This window comes from Mycobacterium heidelbergense (assembly GCF_050205645.1).
GTDB classification, from domain to species: Bacteria; Actinomycetota; Actinomycetes; order Mycobacteriales; family Mycobacteriaceae; genus Mycobacterium; species Mycobacterium heidelbergense_A.
Map to the genome: position 1 here is coordinate 15,963 of NZ_JBNMQT010000017.1, position 17,551 is coordinate 33,513.

General features: G+C 68.8%; 17 protein-coding genes and 1 pseudogene. 14 read left to right on the top strand and 4 right to left on the bottom strand.

The genetic code is table 11. The features are described 5' to 3' along the window. Nucleotide 1: 1 nt before the first annotated feature. The 3 genes from ACQI5H_RS18655 to ACQI5H_RS18665 all read right to left on the bottom strand — a co-directional run bounded on the left by ACQI5H_RS18655 (nt 2) and on the right by ACQI5H_RS18665 (nt 2,859). Entirely contained in the window at nt 2-820 is an 819-nt protein-coding gene (locus ACQI5H_RS18655) for an ABC transporter permease (protein WP_427080806.1), read from the bottom strand. Beyond that, nucleotides 754-1,518 carry an ABC transporter ATP-binding protein gene (locus ACQI5H_RS18660; protein WP_427080807.1) on the bottom strand — a complete coding sequence of 255 codons (765 nt, stop codon included), beginning with the start codon at nt 1,516-1,518 and terminating at the stop codon, nt 754-756. Before ACQI5H_RS18660 ends, ACQI5H_RS18655 begins: the two co-directional genes overlap by 67 nt. 69 nt (nt 1,519-1,587) lie before the next feature. Then, complete coding sequence (locus ACQI5H_RS18665) at nt 1,588-2,859, bottom strand: ammonium transporter (RefSeq protein WP_427080808.1); 1,272 nt, start codon at nt 2,857-2,859, stop codon at nt 1,588-1,590. A gap of 45 nt (nt 2,860-2,904) precedes the next feature. On the opposite strand from ACQI5H_RS18665, the gene ACQI5H_RS18670 reads away from it, so the two are divergent. Further along, a complete protein-coding gene (locus tag ACQI5H_RS18670) occupies nt 2,905-3,528 on the top strand; it encodes a DNA-3-methyladenine glycosylase (RefSeq protein ID WP_427080809.1) in 624 nt (207 codons plus the stop codon). A gap of 13 nt (nt 3,529-3,541) precedes the next feature. Here ACQI5H_RS18670 and ACQI5H_RS18675 read toward each other — a convergent pair. Then, nucleotides 3,542-4,432: pseudogene (locus tag ACQI5H_RS18675) on the bottom strand (bile acid:sodium symporter family protein); the annotation flags it as partial. A 120-nt stretch (nt 4,433-4,552) separates the two neighbouring features. Between ACQI5H_RS18675 and tyrS the strand changes: the two are divergent. From tyrS to xerD, 13 genes are all read left to right on the top strand, one after another. Beyond that, nucleotides 4,553-5,818, top strand: a complete 1,266-nt coding sequence (tyrS, locus tag ACQI5H_RS18680; RefSeq protein ID WP_427080810.1) for a tyrosine--tRNA ligase — start codon at nt 4,553-4,555, stop codon at nt 5,816-5,818. Between the two features lie 83 nt (nt 5,819-5,901). Further along, nucleotides 5,902-6,267: a DUF732 domain-containing protein gene (locus ACQI5H_RS18685; RefSeq protein WP_427080811.1), complete on the top strand. Its 366-nt coding sequence runs from the start codon at nt 5,902-5,904 to the stop codon at nt 6,265-6,267. Nucleotides 6,268-6,311: 44 nt separating this feature from the next. Beyond that, nucleotides 6,312-7,109 (top strand): tetratricopeptide repeat protein, encoded by a 798-nt coding sequence (locus ACQI5H_RS18690; protein WP_427080812.1) that lies wholly within the window; start codon nt 6,312-6,314, stop codon nt 7,107-7,109. 13 nt (nt 7,110-7,122) lie between these two features. After that, entirely contained in the window at nt 7,123-8,121 is a 999-nt protein-coding gene (locus ACQI5H_RS18695; RefSeq protein WP_427080813.1) for an HAD-IIA family hydrolase, read from the top strand. Between the two features lie 12 nt (nt 8,122-8,133). Beyond that, nucleotides 8,134-8,319 carry a hypothetical protein gene (locus ACQI5H_RS18700; RefSeq protein ID WP_076062180.1) on the top strand — a complete coding sequence of 62 codons (186 nt, stop codon included), beginning with the start codon at nt 8,134-8,136 and terminating at the stop codon, nt 8,317-8,319. Between the two features lie 8 nt (nt 8,320-8,327). Next, entirely contained in the window at nt 8,328-9,137 is an 810-nt protein-coding gene (locus ACQI5H_RS18705) for a TlyA family RNA methyltransferase (protein WP_427080814.1), read from the top strand. Then, nucleotides 9,134-10,057 carry an NAD kinase gene (locus ACQI5H_RS18710; protein ID WP_427080815.1) on the top strand — a complete coding sequence of 308 codons (924 nt, stop codon included), beginning with the start codon at nt 9,134-9,136 and terminating at the stop codon, nt 10,055-10,057. The genes ACQI5H_RS18705 and ACQI5H_RS18710 overlap by 4 nt, the downstream gene beginning before the upstream one ends. A 24-nt stretch (nt 10,058-10,081) precedes the next feature. Then, entirely contained in the window at nt 10,082-11,833 is a 1,752-nt protein-coding gene (recN, locus tag ACQI5H_RS18715) for a DNA repair protein RecN (protein WP_427080816.1), read from the top strand. Between the two features lie 124 nt (nt 11,834-11,957). Next, nucleotides 11,958-13,139: a putative cytokinetic ring protein SteA gene (gene steA, locus ACQI5H_RS18720; protein WP_427080817.1), complete on the top strand. Its 1,182-nt coding sequence runs from the start codon at nt 11,958-11,960 to the stop codon at nt 13,137-13,139. Nucleotides 13,140-13,151: 12 nt separating this feature from the next. Continuing rightward, nucleotides 13,152-14,096 carry a copper transporter gene (locus ACQI5H_RS18725; protein ID WP_427080818.1) on the top strand — a complete coding sequence of 315 codons (945 nt, stop codon included), beginning with the start codon at nt 13,152-13,154 and terminating at the stop codon, nt 14,094-14,096. A 143-nt stretch (nt 14,097-14,239) separates the two neighbouring features. Further along, nucleotides 14,240-15,991, top strand: coding sequence for a CTP synthase (locus ACQI5H_RS18730; RefSeq protein WP_427080819.1), 1,752 nt, complete (start codon nt 14,240-14,242; stop codon nt 15,989-15,991). Further along, the gene (locus ACQI5H_RS18735; RefSeq protein WP_427080820.1) at nt 15,984-16,607 is read left to right on the top strand and encodes an NUDIX domain-containing protein; all 624 of its coding nucleotides are present in this window, start codon (nt 15,984-15,986) and stop codon (nt 16,605-16,607) included. Before ACQI5H_RS18730 ends, ACQI5H_RS18735 begins: the two co-directional genes overlap by 8 nt. Then, on the top strand, nt 16,604-17,545 hold the full coding sequence (gene xerD / locus ACQI5H_RS18740; protein WP_427080821.1) for a site-specific tyrosine recombinase XerD: 942 nt from the start codon (nt 16,604-16,606) through the stop codon (nt 17,543-17,545). Before ACQI5H_RS18735 ends, xerD begins: the two co-directional genes overlap by 4 nt. Nucleotides 17,546-17,551: the final 6 nt, after the last annotated feature.

Consider the following 17,551-nt stretch of genomic DNA (forward strand, 5'->3'; position numbering starts at 1 on the left):
GCTAGGGCGTCCGTCGTCGCAGGGTAGCCGCGGCCAGGCACAACGCGGCGAGCGCGAAACACATGACGACGACGATGTCGCGTACGGCGGTGTACGTCAAATCCGAATGCGCGCCCACCTGCTGCAGCGCCTCGAGCGCGTAGCTTGCCGGCAGCACGTTGCTGATCCATTGCAACCAGTGAGCCATCAACGCCCGGGGGACGATGATGCCGGCCAGCAGCAGCTGCGGCACCATCACCAGCGGGATGAACTGCACCGCCTGAAACTCGGTGCGGGCGAACGCACTACACAGCAGGCCCAGGCCGACGCCCAGCACCGCGTTGACGATCGCTATCACGAACACCCAGACCGGGCTGCCCGCGGTGTCGAAACCGAGGAACCAAAACGACACGCCGCATGCCAGAATCGCTTGCGCCGCAGCGGCGATCGAGAACGCGGTGCCGTAGGCGATCAGCAGGTCGAGCCGGCGCAGGGGAGTGGTCAGGATGCGCTCCAGCGTCCCCGAAGCCCGTTCGCGCTGCATCGTGATCGACGTGATGATGAACATCACGAAAAGCGGGAAAAGGCCCAGCAGGATCAGGCAGGCGTTGTTGAACGGCGTCGGCGTGCCCGGGCGGTGCGGTGCGTTTTCGAACATGAAGTACATCAACGTGATGACCAGGACCGGCACCAGCAGGATCAACGCGACGCTGCGACGATCGGCGACCAGTTGGCGCAAAATCCGCGTCGTCGTCGCCGCGTAGCCCTTGAGGCCTAACCGGCTTGGCGTGTGGTGCTGTGCCTGATGATGGACAGAAACCCGTCCTCCAGTGACGTGCATCCGGTGTCCTCTCGTAGTTGGGTCGGGGTGGTGTGCGCGACCAGATACCCGTCGCGCATCAGCAACAGATCACCGCAGTGGTCGGCCTCGTCCATCACGTGGCTGGAAACCAGCAGCGTGGTGCCGCCGCGAGCCAGGTCGGTGAATTGTTCCCAAAGATCCACCCGCAGCACGGGATCCAGGCCGACGGTGGGCTCGTCGAGCACGAGCAGATCGGGCTGGCAGACCAGCGCGCACGCCAGCGATGCCCGGGTGCGTTGGCCGCCGGAGAGGTTGCCGCAGAAGGCGGTTCGGTGATCGGTCAGCCCGACCCGGTCGATCGCGGTATCGGCGGCGCTGCTGTCGAAGCCATACAGCGACGCCAGGTAGCGAACGTTGTCGACGATCCGCAGATCGTTGTAGAGCGTCGCGTCCTGCGGCATGTACCCGACGCGGCGGCGCAGCGGCGCGGATCCGGCGGGGTGGCCCAGCACCGTCACCGTCCCCGACGTCACGATCTGCGTACCAACGATGCAGCGCATCAGCGTCGTCTTGCCGCAGCCGGAGGGGCCGAGCAGACCGGTGATGCTGCCGCGCGCAATCCGCACCGAGAAATCGTGCAGAGCGGGGCGTTTGCCGCGGATCACCCGCAGGTGGTTGATGTCGACGGCCGGTTCCGCACCGCCCTGCCTTAATTCATCATGCGATGAAATCATCATGTGATGAATATCCGCCGGTGCGGCGGGATTGTCAAGGGGTGGCGGCGCCGGGCCTGGCCGGCGGGGAATTTATCGTTCGCCGGCGCCCGGGCGGCGCTGCGGCAGATGTCCGTGCACGCCTTCGGCGTAGGCGGTCTCGGCGTGCTGAGTGACGTCGACGCCGGCGGTCTCCTCTTCGGCGCTCACCCGGAAACCCATCGCCCGATCGATCAACTTCGCAAGAACGAACGTCACGATGAACGCATAGAGTGCCACCACGACGATCGCCAGCGTCTGCTTGCCCAGCTGGGCGAAGCCGCCGCCGTAGAACAGGCCCTGCGGCCCCGACGTCATGACGGCGGTGGCGAGCAGCCCGATCAACGACACACCGACGACGCCGCCGACGAAGTGCACACCCACCACGTCGAGCGAATCGTCGTAGTTGAAACGGAATTTCGCGCCCACGGCGAAAGAGCACACGATGCCCGCGGCGACGCCGACGACTGCGGCGCCGAGCGTGTTGACGGTTCCGCACGACGGGGTGATGGCGACGAGGCCGGCGACCACGCCGGACGCCGCGCCGAAGGTCGTCGGCCTGCCGTCGCGGAGTTGTTCGACCGATAGCCAGCCGAGCATGCCCAGGCAGCCGGCGACGAGGGTGTTGAGGAAGATGGCCGCGGCAGTTCCGTTGGCGGCCATGGCCGAACCGGCGTTGAACCCGAACCAGCCGAACCACAGCAGCCCGACACCGACAAACAGCAGCGGCAGATTGTGCGGCCGCATGGCGTCCTTCTTGAAGCCGATGCGGGGCCCGAGCACCAGCGCCAGGGCCAGGGCGGAGCAGCCGGAGACGATCTCCACGACGAGCCCGCCCGCGTAGTCGAGCACGCCCAGCTTGGCCAGCCAGCCGCCGGGTCCCCATACCCAGTGTGCGACAACCGAATACACGACGATCGCCCATGTCGGGACGAACACCACCCAGGCCGCGAACTTGGCGCGATCGGCGATCGCGCCGCTCACCAGGGCGGCCGTGATGATCGCAAACGTCAACTGGAATGTCGCATAGAGCAGTTCGGGCACCGCGCCGTGGGCGGTGTCGGGGGTGATGCCGAGCATCCCGATGTGCCGGAGGTTGCCGACAAACCCGCCGGCCCCGTCCTGGGAGAACGCGATGGTGTAGCCGACCAGCAGCCACGCCACGGTGACCAGCGGGATGGAGATGAAGCTCATCATCATCATGTTGAGCACCCCGGTGGTGCGGACCATGCCGCCGTAGAAGATCGCTAGGCCGGGGGTCATCAGCAGAACGAGTGCGGTGCTGGCCAGTAGCCACGCGGTGGCGGCGGGGTCGATCGCATGCATGATGACCGGATACTGCCATGTTCGGGGTGCCGGTAGGTTCGGTGGGTGCGATCCGGTCGCGGCGCGGGCCAGCTGTCAGTCGACCCGGTCGAGGCCGCGCATCGGTTGCTCGGTGCGACCATCACCTGTCGCGGGGTGCGGGCCATCGTCGTCGAGGTGGAGGCCTACGGCGGGGTCCCCGACGGTCCGTGGCCGGACGCCGCGGCCCACTCGTACCGGGGCCGCAATGGCCGCAACGCGGTGATGTTCGGGCCCCCGGGGCGGCTTTACACCTACCGGAGCCACGGGATCCACGTCTGCGCCAACGTCTCGTGCGGCCCCGACGGCGTTGCCGCGGCCGTGTTGCTGCGGGCCGCGGCCATCGAGGACGGGCTCGACGCCGCCCAGGTCCGGCGCGGCGAGGCGGTTCGGCACATCGCGCTGGCACGCGGTCCGGGGAATCTGTGCTCGGCTCTGGGAATCACCATGGCCGACAACGGGGTCGATGTGTTCGACCCGAAGAGCCCGGTGCGGCTGGCGCTCAACGAGGCGCATGGAGCGGTATCGGGCCCGCGCGTGGGGATCAGCCAGGCCGCCGACCGGCCGTGGCGACTGTGGCTGGCCGGCCGGCCGGAAGTCTCCGCCTACCGCCGCAGTCCCCGCGCCCCGGCGCCCGGCGCCAGCGACTAGCCCCCCAAGCCGTCTAGGCGGGTGCGGGTGCCGGTGAGACGGCACGAAACGCGGGGTCCACCCGGCGCGCGAGGAAAATGAACGTCACGGCCAAGAGCGGTGCGACGGCGCTGTAAATCGCTGCCGGCGTGGCCATTTCGGCACTGTTCAGCAACTGCGGACTCAACGCGATACCCATCGCCACCACGGCATTGTGCATTCCGACCTCCAGGCTGACAGCGACGGCCTGCCGCGGGGCCAGCCGCATCAGACGCGGTGCCAGATAGCCGATCGAGAGGCTCACGGTGCAGAACGCGACGACGGCTCCGATCAGCACGCCGAAGTTGTGCCACAGCGTCGTTCGCCCCCCTGCGAAGGCCGCCAACACCGCGAGCACCAAGAGCGCGATCGCGGCCATTCGGACCGGCTTCTGCAGCCGCCGGGCCAGCTCGGGGAAGTGGTGGCGGATTGCCACCCCGATCGCGATGGGGACGAGCACAAGGCCGATCACCGAAAGGAGCTTGTCCAACTGCAGGGGGAGAAACCGCCCTTCGCCGAGGAACCAGGACATCGACACCGCCAGAATCGCGGGCAGGGCCACGACCGACAGCACGGCGTTGATTGCGGTCAGCGTGAGGTTAAGCGCCAGGTCACCGTTGAACAGATGGCTGAGCAGGTTCGCCATCGTTCCGCCGGGTGTGGCCGCCATCAGCATGAGCCCGACCGCGAGATGGGGTTCGAGGTGAAAGACCTCGGCAATCACCAGGCACACGGTCGGCAGCAGCAGCGATTGGCAGGCGAGCGCCAAGACGAGTGGTTTGCGCAGCGTTGCGGCCCGCTTGAAGTCGTCGACCGTGAGTGTCAGCCCGAGCGCGAGCATGATGATGGCGACGACCAACGGCCAGTACTGGTTGTTCATGACGCTCCGGGTTGTCGTGCGCTGACGGGGAAAGCCATAGCGCGACGATGCGCCACCTAGTTAGCTTGCCTTAGATAGCCGCGCGGTAGCGAATCGTGGGCGCGCGACCGACTAAAGTCGTGCGCGATGTCTTCCGGAATCCTCGACGAGCTGGGCTGGCGTGGGCTGATCGCACAGTCCACCGACCTCGACGCGCTGGCGGCCGAGGACCCACCGCTGACGGTGTACGCCGGTTTCGATCCGACCGCGCCGAGCCTGCATGCCGGACACCTGGTGCCGCTGCTGGCGCTGCGGCGCTTCCAGCGCGCCGGCCACCGGCCCATCGTGCTCGCGGGCGGCGCCACCGGCATGATCGGCGATCCGCGGGACGCCGGCGAGCGCACCCTCAACCAAACGGACACGGTCGCCGACTGGACCGAAAAGATCCGCGGACAGCTGGAACGATTCGTCGACTTCGACAGCTCACCCACCGGCGCGATCGTCGAGAACAACCTCGAGTGGACGCGCGAGATGTCGGTGACGGAGTTCCTGCGCGATGTCGGCAAGCACTTCTCGGTGAACGTGATGCTGGACCGTGACACCATCCGGCGGCGCCTGGAGGGCGAGGGAATCTCCTACACCGAGTTCAGCTACATGCTGCTGCAGGCCAACGACTACGTCGAATTGCACCGGCGGCACGGCTGCACACTGCAGATCGGCGGCTCGGACCAGTGGGGCAACATCATCGCCGGGGTCCGCCTGGTCCGCCAAAAACTCGGCGCCACAGTGCATGCGCTCACGGTTCCGCTGGTGACCGCCGCCGACGGCACCAAGTTCGGCAAATCGACCGGCGGTGGCAGCTTGTGGCTCGACCCGCAGATGACCAGCCCCTACGCCTGGTACCAGTACTTCATCAACACCGCCGACGCCGACGTGATCCGCTACCTGCGCTGGTTCACCTTTCTGTCGGCCGACGAACTGGCCGAGCTCGAACTCGCCACGGCCGAACGTCCGCAACAACGCGCCGCGCAGCGTCGGCTCGCAACCGAACTCACCGTGCTGGTGCACGGCGAGGACGCCACCGCGGCCGTCGAACACGCCAGCCGCGCGCTCTTCGGCCAGGGCGAGCTGGACCGGCTCGACGAGGCGACGCTGTCCTCGGCGTTGCGCGAGACGTCGGTCGCCGAGCTCAAGCCCGGCGCCCCGGACGGGATCGTCGATCTGTTGGTGGCCAGCGGACTTTCGGCCAGCAAGGGTGCGGCCCGGCGCACGATCAGCGAGGGTGGCGTGTCGGTCAACAACGTTCGCATCGACAGCGACGAATGGGTACCGCAGAGCTCGGACTTCCTGCACGGCCGCTGGCTGGTGCTGCGCCGCGGCAAGCGCAATGTCGCGGGCATAGAAAGGGTCTAGAACCGCGTCGCGAAACGCGTTAGTGCGCAAAGCTTTATCGCGCCGTGTTTTAAACGTGACTTCCGCTGGCCACTGTTGTCACAGTGATTTACGCGCGGGGGACTCGGCAGGCGGCGGCTCTTCGGTTTATCGCGTTGGCGGCGGGTCTGCTCGCCACGACGACTGTCTCAGCGGCCCCGATCCGGGCCGACATGCTCGGCAACGCGTTTCTCTCGGCGCTGAACAACGCCGGCGTGCCCTACAGCCAGCCGGTCAGCACGACGGCGGCGGGCCAGGCGGTCTGTCCGATGCTGTTTCAGCCGGGTGAGTCTTTCGACGCGGTCGTGCGCGAAATGGCCGTCAGGAGAGGGATGTCCGAGAAGTCGGCCGGCGTATTCACCATCGTCGCCATCGCGACGTACTGTCCGGCGGTATTGGCACCGCTGCTGAACGGGCGGCTGCAGGCCTAGTTCGCCCCGCCGACGACATTCGGCGTGCCCGTATCCTTTGCAGCGTGGTCGACGACAGGCATGGCCGAGACGGGGAGCGACGGCCGCGCTCGGCATCCCGGTGGTCAGGACCGGGGCGGGCGCGCCCGGCCCAACCGCAGAGCGCTGCGGCGGACCGCCCGGCCCAGGACGGCGCATCCCAGGACGGGCCCCCGATACCGCCCGGCGTGGACGCGAGGCAACTCGCACCCGAAATCCGCCGCGAACTGAGCACCTTGGACCGCGCCACCGCCGACGCCGTGGCACGCCATCTGGTCGCGGCCGGCGAACTGCTCGACGAAGACCCCGAAGCCGCCCTCCGGCACGCGCGCGCGGCGCGGTCGCGGTCCAGCAGGATCGCCGCCATCCGCGAAGCCGTCGGAGTCGCCGCGTACCACTGCGGCGATTGGGGCCAGGCGCTCGCCGAATTGCGCGCCGCCCGCAGGATGGGCAGCAAGTCCTCGCTGCTCGCGCTGATCGCCGATTGCGAACGCGGGCTCGGCCGCCCGGAGCGGGCGCTCGAACTGGCCCGCGGGCCGGAGGCGGCCCAGCTCAGCGGAGACGACGCCGACGAGCTGCGCATCGTCGCGGCCGGCGCCCGCTCCGATCTCGGGCAGCTCGAGCAAGCGCTGACCGTCTTGTCCACGCCGCAGCTGGACCCGACCCGTACCGGCTCGACGGCGGCGCGGTTGTTCTACGCGTACGCCGACACGCTGCTGGCCCTGGGCCGCGACGACGAGGCGCTGCGGTGGTTCTTGCGCTCCGCAGCCGCCGATACCGACGGCGTCACCGACGCCGAGGACCGCGTCAGCGAGCTCGGCTGAGAGTTTGGCTGACGTGAAAACCCTTGCGCAGGAATATGATTGCCTGCTGATAGACCTGGACGGGACCGTGTTTCGCGGCGCCCAGCCCACCCGGGGCGCGGTGCAGTCGCTGGACGACGTCCGCAGCCGCAAGCTGTATGTCACCAACAACGCCTCGCGCAGCCCCGACGACGTCGCGGCGCACTTGCGCGAGCTCGGCTTCAGCGTCACCGGCGAGGACATCGTCACCAGCGCCCAAAGCGCCGCCCATCTGCTCGCGGGGGAGCTACCCGCGGAATCGCCGGTCCTGATCGTCGGCACCGACGCCCTGGCCGACGAGGTCGCCGCGGTCGGCCTGCGGCCGGTGCGCAAATACGAGGACAGTCCCGTCGCCGTCGTGCAGGGCCTTTCGACGACCATCGCCTGGCCGGATCTCGCCGAGGCGGCGCTGGCCATCCGGGCCGGCGCGCTCTGGGTCGCGGCCAACGTCGACCCCACGCTGCCCACCGAGCGGGGCCTGCTGCCCGGGAACGGGTCGTTCGTGGCCGCGCTGCGGACGGCCACCGGCGCCGAACCCCGCGTGGCGGGCAAGCCCGCGCCGACGCTGATGACGGACGCGGTGGCGCGCGGCGATTTCCGGGCCGCGTTAGTGATCGGCGACCGGTTGGACACCGACATCGAGGGCGCCAACGCCGCCAAACTGCCCAGCCTGATGGTTCTCACCGGCGTCAACACCGCGCGAGACGCCGTCCACGCCGAACCCGCGCGGCGACCCACCTACATCGGCCACGACCTGCGCGCATTACACGACGACGCGAGCCGGCTCGCGGTCGCGCCGCAGGCCGGCTGGCGCGTCGACGTCGGCGAGCAGGCGGTGACCGTCGCAGCCAACGGCGACGACGACGGGGACGGGCTATCGGTCGTGCGCGCCGTCGCCAGCGCACTGTGGAGCGCACCGGATCCGGATTCCGTACGGATCGAGGCCGCCGACGACTGGGCGCGCGACGCGCTGCGGCGCTGGTCTCTGGTCTAGCGTAGGTACGCGATGACTATCGATCCTGAACAGATTCGCGCGGAAATCGACACCCTGCTGGCCCAGCTTCCCGATCCGGGGGACCAACAGGCCGTGGAAAACGGGCCGTCGCTGGCCGAGCTTGAAGAGATCGCCCGCCGTCTTTCCGAGGCGCACGACGTGCTGCTGCAGGCGCTGGAGTCCGCGGAGAAGGGCTGAGTGCCCCGATGCCTCGACGCGCCCGCGTTGACGCCGAGCTGGTGCGGCGCGGCCTGGCCCGGTCTCGTCAGCAGGCCGCGGAGCTGATCGGCGCCGGCAAGGTCAGCATCGACGGCCTGCCGGCTGTCAAGCCTGGCACCGCCGTCGCACTCACCGCGGCGTTGACCGTCGCCGACGAGGGCGAGCGCACCTGGGTGTCGCGGGGAGCGCACAAGCTCATCGGCGCGCTGGATGCCTTCGACATTCCCGTCGCGGGCCGCCGCTGCCTGGACGCGGGCGCATCGACGGGCGGGTTCACCGAAGTCCTGCTGGACCGCGGGGCTACGCAGGTGGTGGCCGCCGACGTCGGGTACGGCCAGCTGGCCTGGTCGCTACGCTCCGATTCGCGGGTGGTGGTCGTCGAGCGGACCAACGCCCGCGAGCTATCCCCCGAGGCGATCGGCGGCCAGGTCGACCTGGTGGTGGCTGACCTGTCGTTTATCTCGCTGGCCACCGTGTTGCCCGCGCTGGCTGGATGCGCTTGCCCCAGCGCGGATATCGTTCCCATGGTGAAGCCACAGTTTGAGGTGGGGAAGGGTCAGGTGGGCGCCGGCGGGGTGGTCCGCGATCCCGGGCTGCGTGCCGACTCGGTGCTCGGCGTCGCGAGGCGCGCCGGGGAGTTGGGCTGGCACACCGTCGACGTCATGGCCAGTCCGCTACCGGGACCGGCGGGCAATGTCGAATACTTCTTGTGGTTGCGCGCCGAGACCGATCGGGGGCTGTCTGCTGATCGGCTGGTGGAAGCGGTGCGGCGCGCCGTCGCGGAGGGCCCGCAATGACCACTGAGCGTACCGTCCTGCTGATCGTCCACACCGGGCGCGACGAAGCGACCGAGACCGCGCGGCGTGTGCAGAAAGTGCTGGGCGACAACGGCATTGCGCTTCGCGTCCTGTCCGCCGAGGCCGTCGACCGGGGATCGTTGCACCTGGCGCCCGACGACATGCGGGCGATGGGCGTCGAAATCGAAGTGGTCGACGCCGACCCGCACGCCGCCGAGGGCTGCGAGCTGGTGCTGGTGCTCGGCGGCGACGGCACTTTCCTGCGTGCCGCCGAATTGGCCCGCAACGTCGGCATTCCGGTGCTGGGCGTCAACTTGGGCCGCATCGGCTTCCTGGCCGAGGCCGAGGCCGAGGCCATCGACACGGTGCTGGACCATGTCATCGCGCGGACCTACCGGGTCGAGGAGCGCCTGACGCTCGACATCGTCGTGCGCCAGGGTGGCCGCATCATCGACCAGGGGTGGGCGCTCAACGAGGCCAGCCTCGAAAAGGGCCCGCGGCTGGGCGTGTTGGGCGTCGTCGTCGAAATCGAGGGACGGCCCGTGTCGACGTTCGGCTGCGACGGGGTGTTGATCTCCACGCCGACCGGATCCACCGCCTATGCGTTCTCCGCCGGCGGTCCCGTGCTGTGGCCCGACCTCGAGGCGATCCTGGTGGTGCCCAACAATGCTCACGCGCTGTTCGGCCGACCGATGGTCACCAGCCCGGACGCCACCGTCGCGATCGAGATCGAGGCGAGCGGCAATGACGCCCTCGTGTTCTGCGACGGCCGCCGCGAAATGCTAATACCGGCCGGCGGGCGGCTCGAGGTAACCCGTTGCGGCACACCGGTGAAATGGGCGCGCCTGGACAGCGCGCCGTTCACGGACCGCCTGGTGCGCAAGTTCCGGTTGCCGGTGACCGGGTGGCGCGGGAAGTAACGGCGCTGCAACGGTGCTGATGCAATGCTGACTGAAATCCGCATCGAGTCGCTGGGCGCCATCAGCGTCGCGGTCGGAGAGTTCGGCCGCGGTCTGACCGTGTTGACCGGCGAGACGGGTACCGGCAAGACGATGGTGGTGACCGGGCTGCACCTGCTCGGCGGAGCCCGCGCCGACGCCACCCGGGTGCGATCCGGAGCGGACCGCGCGGTTGTCGAAGGCCGTTTCACGACAACCGATTTCGATGACGAGACGGCCGCGCAACTGGACAGCGTGCTGGAATCCTTGGGCGCGGAGCGCGACGAGGACGGCAGCGTGATCGCGCTGCGCTCGGTCAGCCGCGACGGGCCGTCGCGGGCGTATCTCGGCGGTCGCAGTGTGCCCGCGAAGTCGCTGGGCGACTTCACCGCCGAGCTGCTCACCTTGCACGGGCAGAACGACCAGCTGCGGCTGATGCGGCCCGAGGAGCAGCGCGGCGCGCTGGATCGCTTCGCGGCCGCGGGCCCGGCGCTGGAGCGGTATCGCAAGCTGCGCGAGGCGTGGCTGTCGGCGCGACGCGACCTCATCGAACGCCGCGACCATGCCCGCGAACTCGCGCAAGAGGCCGACCGGCTCAAATTCGCGCTCAACGAGATCGACAGCGTCGACCCGCAACCCGCCGAGGACGAGGCGCTGGTCGCCGACATCCGACGGCTCTCCGAGCTGGACACGCTGCGGGAGGCCGCCGCCGCGGCCCGCACGGCGTTGTCCGCGGACGACACGGACGCGTTCGGCTCCAGCGCGGTCGACAGCCTGGGGCGCGCGCGAACCGCGCTCGAATCCGCCGACGACGCCACGCTGCGGGCGCTGGCCGAGCAGATCAGTCAAGCGCTCACCGTCGTCACGGACGCGGGGCAGGAACTGGGCGACTATCTGGAGCAGCTGCCCGTGGACGCCAGCGCGCTGGAGTCCAAGTTGGCACGTCAGGCCCAGCTGCGCACGCTGACCCGCAAGTACGCCGCCGACATCGACGGGGTGCTGCGATGGGCGCAGGAATCCCGGGAACGGTTGGCGCAAATCGACGTCTCCGAGGAGGGCATCGCTGCGCTGGAACGCCGGGTCGACGAGCTGGCGCGCGAACTATGCGATGCCGCAGTCGATCTCAGCAATCTTCGCCGCAAGGCCGCCAAGCGGCTCGCCAAAGCGGTGACGGCCGAACTGGCCGGGCTGGCGATGGGCGACGCCGAATTCACCATCGGCGTGACCACCGATGTCGCGTCCGACCAGGACGATCCCGCCACCCTGACGCTGCCGTCGGGCGAGCTGGCCCGTGCCGGCGGCGATGGTGTCGACCAGGTCGAGTTCGGATTCGCGGCACACCGCGGCATGACGGTGTTGCCGCTGGCGAAGAGCGCATCCGGCGGCGAGTTGTCGCGGGTGATGCTGGCGCTGGAGGCGGTGCTGGCAGCGTCGGCGGCGGGCACCACCATGGTGTTCGACGAGGTCGACGCCGGCGTCGGGGGCCGCGCGGCGGTTCAGATCGGGCGACGGCTCGCGCGGCTGGCGCGCACCCATCAGGTCATCGTGGTGACGCACCTGCCGCAGGTCGCTGCCTACGGCGATGTGCACCTGGTGGTGCATGCCGCCGGGCCACGGGGGACAAGTGTGGTGCAGCGTGTTACCGGCGACGATCGGGTGGCCGAGCTGGCGCGGATGCTGGCCGGGCTCGGCGAATCCGACAGCGGCCGCGCACACGCCCGCGAACTGCTGGACGCCGCTCAAAACGACGAGATCTGATTTCGGCCCGGGTGCGACCAAGCTGTTATGAGCTTGTGACAGATGTGACTCTAGATAACTTGTGAGGCTGATGTTACGGCGCGCCTCCTCGCCTCGGCCGGGCTTCACCGACAGAATCGCCCCCATGAAGATGTCAGGCCTGCTAACTCGTAATGCCTCCCGACCGGGCCTTACCGGCACCGCGCGGGTTGACCGCAATATCGACCGACTGCTGCGCAGGGTGTGTCCCGGCGACATCGTGGTGCTCGACGTCCTGGATCTGGACCGCATCACCGCGGACGCGCTCGTGGAAGCCGACATCGCGGCCGTCGTCAACGCATCCCCGTCCGTCTCGGGCCGCTATCCCAACATGGGCCCCGAGGTGCTGGTGAACAACGGGGTGACCCTGATCGACGAGACCGGACCCGACATCTTCAAGAAGGTCAAGGACGGGGCCAAGATTCGCCTGCACGAGGGCGGCGTGTACGCCGGCGACCGCAGGCTGATCCGCGGCACCGAGCGCACCGACCACGACATCGCCGACCTGATGCGGGAGGCCAAGAGTGGACTGGCCGCCCACCTGGAGGCGTTCGCCGGCAACACAATTGAGTTCATCAAGAGCGAGAGCCCGCTGTTGATCGACGGCATCGGCATCCCCGATATCGACGTGGACCTACGTCGCCGGCACGTGGTGATCGTCGCCGACGAGCCGAGCGCCGAGGATGACCTGCGATCTCTCAAACCGTTCATCAAGGAGTACCAGCCGGTGCTCATCGGCGTCGGCAGCGGCGCGGATGTGTTGCGCAAGGCGGGATATCGGCCGCAGATCATCGTCGGCGACCCCGACCAGATCAGCTCCGAGGCGCTGAAGTGCGGCGCCCACGTGGTGTTGCCCGCCGACGCCGACGGGCATGCGCCCGGCCTGGAACGCATTCAGGATCTCGGCGTCGGGGCGATGACCTTTCCGGCCGCGGGCTCGGCGGTCGATCTGGCGCTGCTGCTCGCCGATCATCACGGCGCGTCGCTGCTCGTGACGGCCGGCCACACCGCCAACATCGAGACGTTCTTCGATCGCACCCGCACGCAAAGCAACCCGTCGACATTCCTGACCCGACTTCGGGTGGGGGAGAAGGTGGTGGACGCCAAGGCGGTTTCCACGCTGTACCGCAGCCACATCTCGGCGGGCGCCATCGCGCTCTTGGCGCTGACGATGCTGATCGCCGTCATCGTCGCCCTGTGGGTGTCCCGCACCGACGGCCTGGTGCTGCATTGGATCACCGACTACTGGAACCACTTCACTCTCACCGTGCAGAGGTGGGTGACCTAGAACGGTGCGCACATGATCTCGTTACGCCAACATGCATTCTCACTGGCCGCGGTCTTCCTGGCGCTGGCCGTGGGAGTCGTGCTGGGTTCGGGCTTTCTGTCCGACACCCTGCTGTCCAGCCTGCGTGACGAGAAGCGGGACCTGTTCACACAGATCGGCGGGCTCAACGACCAAAAGAATGTGCTGAACGAGAAGCTCAGTGCGGCAAACAATTTCGACACCCAGCTGGGCGGTCGGATAGTGCACGACGCGCTCGGCGGCAAGTCGGTGGTCGTCTTCCGCACCCCCGACGCGCGGGATGACGATGTCGCCGCGGTGTCGAAAATCGTCGGCCAGGCCGGCGGTACGGTCACCGGGACGGTGTCACTGACGCAGGAGTTCGTCGACGCCAACTCCGCGGAGAAGCTCCGCACGGTGGTCAACTCGTCGGTCCTGCCCGCCGGCCAGCAGTTGAGCACGAAGCTCGTCGACCAGGGCTCGCAGGCCGGCGACCTGTTGGGCATCGCCTTGCTGGTCAACACCAATCCGGCCATCCCGCCGGTGGACGACGCACAGCGCGACACCGTGCTGGCTTCGCTGCGCGACACCGGCTTCATCACGTATCAGCCCAGCGACCACCTGGGCGCCGGGACTGCCGCTCTCGTCGTGACCGGCGGCGGACTGCCCCAGGACGCCGGCAATCAGGGCGTCAGCGTCGCGCGATTCGCCACCGCGCTGGCGCCACACGGCGCCGGCACCCTGCTGGCCGGGCGGGACGGGTCCGCGACGGGCGGCGCCGCGGTCGCGGTGGCCCGCGCCGACGCCGCCATGGTCTCGGCGATCAGCACCGTCGACGACGTCGACACCGCGCCCGGGCGCATCACCGCGATCCTGGGCCTGCATGACCTGATCAACGGCGGCCACGTCGGGCAGTACGGCACCGGTCACGGGGCGACGTCGATCACCGTTCCTCAGTAGCCACTCAGTAGCCGGTCCGCACGCCGGGCGTGTTCCCCGCGGCGCGGCACGGTGGATGTTAGGGTGGATTTCCGTGGGTCGGCAGGCCCAGCTGGTTAAGGCTAGAAAAGTCGAAGCCCTGCCCGTCTTCACGGAGGTCGCCAGTGCGTAAGCACCCGCAAACCGCCACCAAGCACCTCTTCGTCAGCGGTGGCGTCGCGTCGTCGCTCGGCAAGGGGCTGACCGCGAGCAGCCTGGGCCAGCTTCTCACCGCGCGCGGGTTGCACGTGACGATGCAAAAGCTCGACCCGTATCTCAATGTCGACCCGGGCACGATGAACCCGTTCCAGCATGGCGAGGTCTTCGTGACCGAGGACGGAGCCGAGACCGACCTTGACGTCGGCCACTACGAGCGGTTCCTGGACCGCGACCTGTCCGGCTCGGCGAATGTTACTACCGGACAGGTGTATTCGACCGTCATCGCCAAGGAACGACGCGGCGAGTATCTCGGTGACACCGTTCAGGTCATCCCGCACATCACCGACGAGATCAAGCGGCGGATCATGGCGATGGCCGAACCGGATGCCGACGGCAACCGCCCGGACGTCGTGATCACCGAAATCGGTGGCACCGTGGGCGATATCGAGTCGCAGCCCTTTCTGGAGGCGGCCCGCCAGGTCCGCCACGACCTGGGCCGGGAGAACGTCTTCTTCCTGCATGTGTCGCTGGTGCCGTATCTCGCACCGTCGGGCGAACTCAAGACCAAGCCGACCCAGCACTCGGTGGCCGCGCTGCGCAGTATCGGTATCACCCCGGACGCGCTGATCCTGCGCTGCGACCGCGACGTCCCCGAAGCCCTGAAGAACAAGATCGCGCTGATGTGTGACGTCGACATCGACGGCGTCATCTCCACCCCGGACGCGCCGTCGATCTACGACATCCCGAAGGTCTTGCACCGCGAGGAACTCGACGCCTTCGTGGTGCGCCGGCTCAACCTGCCGTTCCGCGACGTCGACTGGACCGAATGGGACGACCTGCTGCGCCGGGTGCACGAGCCACACGAGACGGTGCGAATTGCGTTGGTAGGAAAGTATGTCGAGCTTTCCGACGCCTACCTGTCGGTCACCGAGGCGCTGCGCGCGGGCGGGTTCAAGCACCACGCGAAGGTCGAGATGGTGTGGGTGGCCTCCGACGGGTGTGAGAGCGCCACCGGCGCGGCGGCGGCGCTCGGCGACGTGCACGGTGTGCTGATTCCCGGCGGGTTCGGCATCCGCGGCATCGAGGGCAAGATCGGCGCCATCCAACACGCCCGCTCGCGCGGTTTGCCGGTGTTGGGGCTGTGCCTGGGCCTGCAGTGCATCGTGATCGAAGCCGCCCGCTCCGTCGGTCTCACGGAGGCCAACTCGGCCGAATTCGAGGCGGGTACACCGGATCCCGTCATCTCCACGATGGCCGACCAGGAACAGATCGTGGCCGGCGAGGCCGACCTCGGCGGCACCATGCGGCTGGGCGCGTATCCCGCGGTCCTGGAGGCGGATTCCATTGTGGCCCAAGCGTATGGGACGACGGAGGTATCGGAGCGACACCGGCACCGCTACGAGGTCAACAACGCCTACCGCGACCGGATCGCCGAAAGCGGTCTGCGTTTCTCCGGCACCTCACCGGACGGCCACCTGGTGGAGTTCGTCGAATACCCACGAGACATCCACCCGTTCGTCGTCGGCACCCAGGCTCACCCCGAGCTGAAGAGCCGCCCCACCCGGCCGCACCCGTTGTTCGTCGCATTCGTCGGGGCGGCCATCGACTACAAGAAGGGCGAGCAGCTGCCGGTGGAAATCCCCGAGCACACGTCCAACGGCGATCAGCATCTAGACAGCACGCGGCGGCCGTTACCCGAGCCGGCGACCCGTGGCTGAGCACGTCTTCGAAACGGCGTCATCCGAAACGCTGCATACCGGAAAGATTTTCGCGCTGCGCCGCGACCAGGTCCGGATGCCCGGCGGCAAGGTCGTCACCCGCGACGTCGTCGAGCACTTCGGCGCGGTCGCCGTTTTGGCGATGGACGACGACGGCAACATCCCGCTGGTGTATCAGTACCGCCACGCGTTCGGCAGGCGGCTGTGGGAACTGCCCGCCGGGCTCCTCGACGTCGACGGCGAGCCGGCGCATCTGACCGCCGCCAGGGAGCTGCGGGAGGAGGCCGGGCTGCGGGCCGACACCTGGCGGGTGCTCGTCGACCTGGACTCGACACCCGGGTTCAGCGACGAGTCGGTGCGGGTCTATCTGGCCACCGGGCTGAGTGAGGTGGACCGGCCCGAGGCGCACGACGAAGAAGCCGACATGACGTTGCAGTGGTATCCCCTCGCCGACGCCGCCCGCAAGGTGCTCGGCGGTGAGATCGTCAATGCCATTGCCGTGGCGGGGATTTTGGCCGCCCAGGCGGTGACCAACGGCTTCGCGGACCCGCGTCCGCTGGACAGTCCCTGGATCGACAAGCCGAGCGCGTTCGTCGCGCGAAAGGCCGGGGGATGACGGCGCCGGCGCTAGAGACTCAGATGCAGGGCTATCTCGATCATCTGACGATCGAGCGCGGCGTGGCGCCCAACACGCTGAGCTCGTATCGCCGCGACCTGCGCCGGTACTCGAAACACCTGTCGGACCGCGGAATTCACGATCTGGCGAAAGTCGGTGAGGACGACGTCAGCGAGTTCCTGGTGGCGCTGCGCCGCGGCGACCCCGATTCCGGGACGGCGGCGCTGTCCGCGGTGTCGGCCGCGCGGGCGCTGATCGCGGTGCGCGGTCTGCATCGCTTCGCCGCCGCCGAAGGGCTGGCCGAGCTCGACGTGGCGCGGGCGGTCCGCCCACCGACGCCGGGCCGCCGGCTGCCGAAAAGCCTGACCATCGACCAGGTGCTGGCCCTGCTCGGAGCCGCCGGCGGCGAGAGCCCGGCCGACGGTCCGCTGACGCTGCGCAACCGCGCGCTGCTAGAGCTGTTGTACTCCACCGGATCACGGATCTCCGAAGCCGTCGGCCTCGACGTCGACGACATCGACACCCAGGCCAGGTCGGTGTTGTTGCGCGGCAAGGGCGGCAAGCAGCGGCTGGTGCCGGTCGGGCGTCCCGCCGTGCAGGCGCTGGACGCCTACCTGGTGCGGGGGCGCCCGGAGCTGGCTCGCCGCGGCCGGGGGACGGCGGCGATCTTCCTCAACGTGCGCGGCGGCCGGCTGTCGCGGCAGAGCGCATGGCAGGTGCTGCAGGACGCGGCCGAGCGCGCGGGGATCACCTCGGGTGTGTCGCCGCACATGCTGCGGCATTCCTTCGCCACCCATCTGCTCGAGGGCGGCGCCGACGTTCGGGTGGTGCAGGAGCTGCTCGGCCACGCCTCGGTGACGACGACACAGATCTACACGCTGGTCACCGTGCACGCCCTGCGCGAGGTGTGGGCCGGGGCCCACCCCCGCGCCCAATAAGCCCGC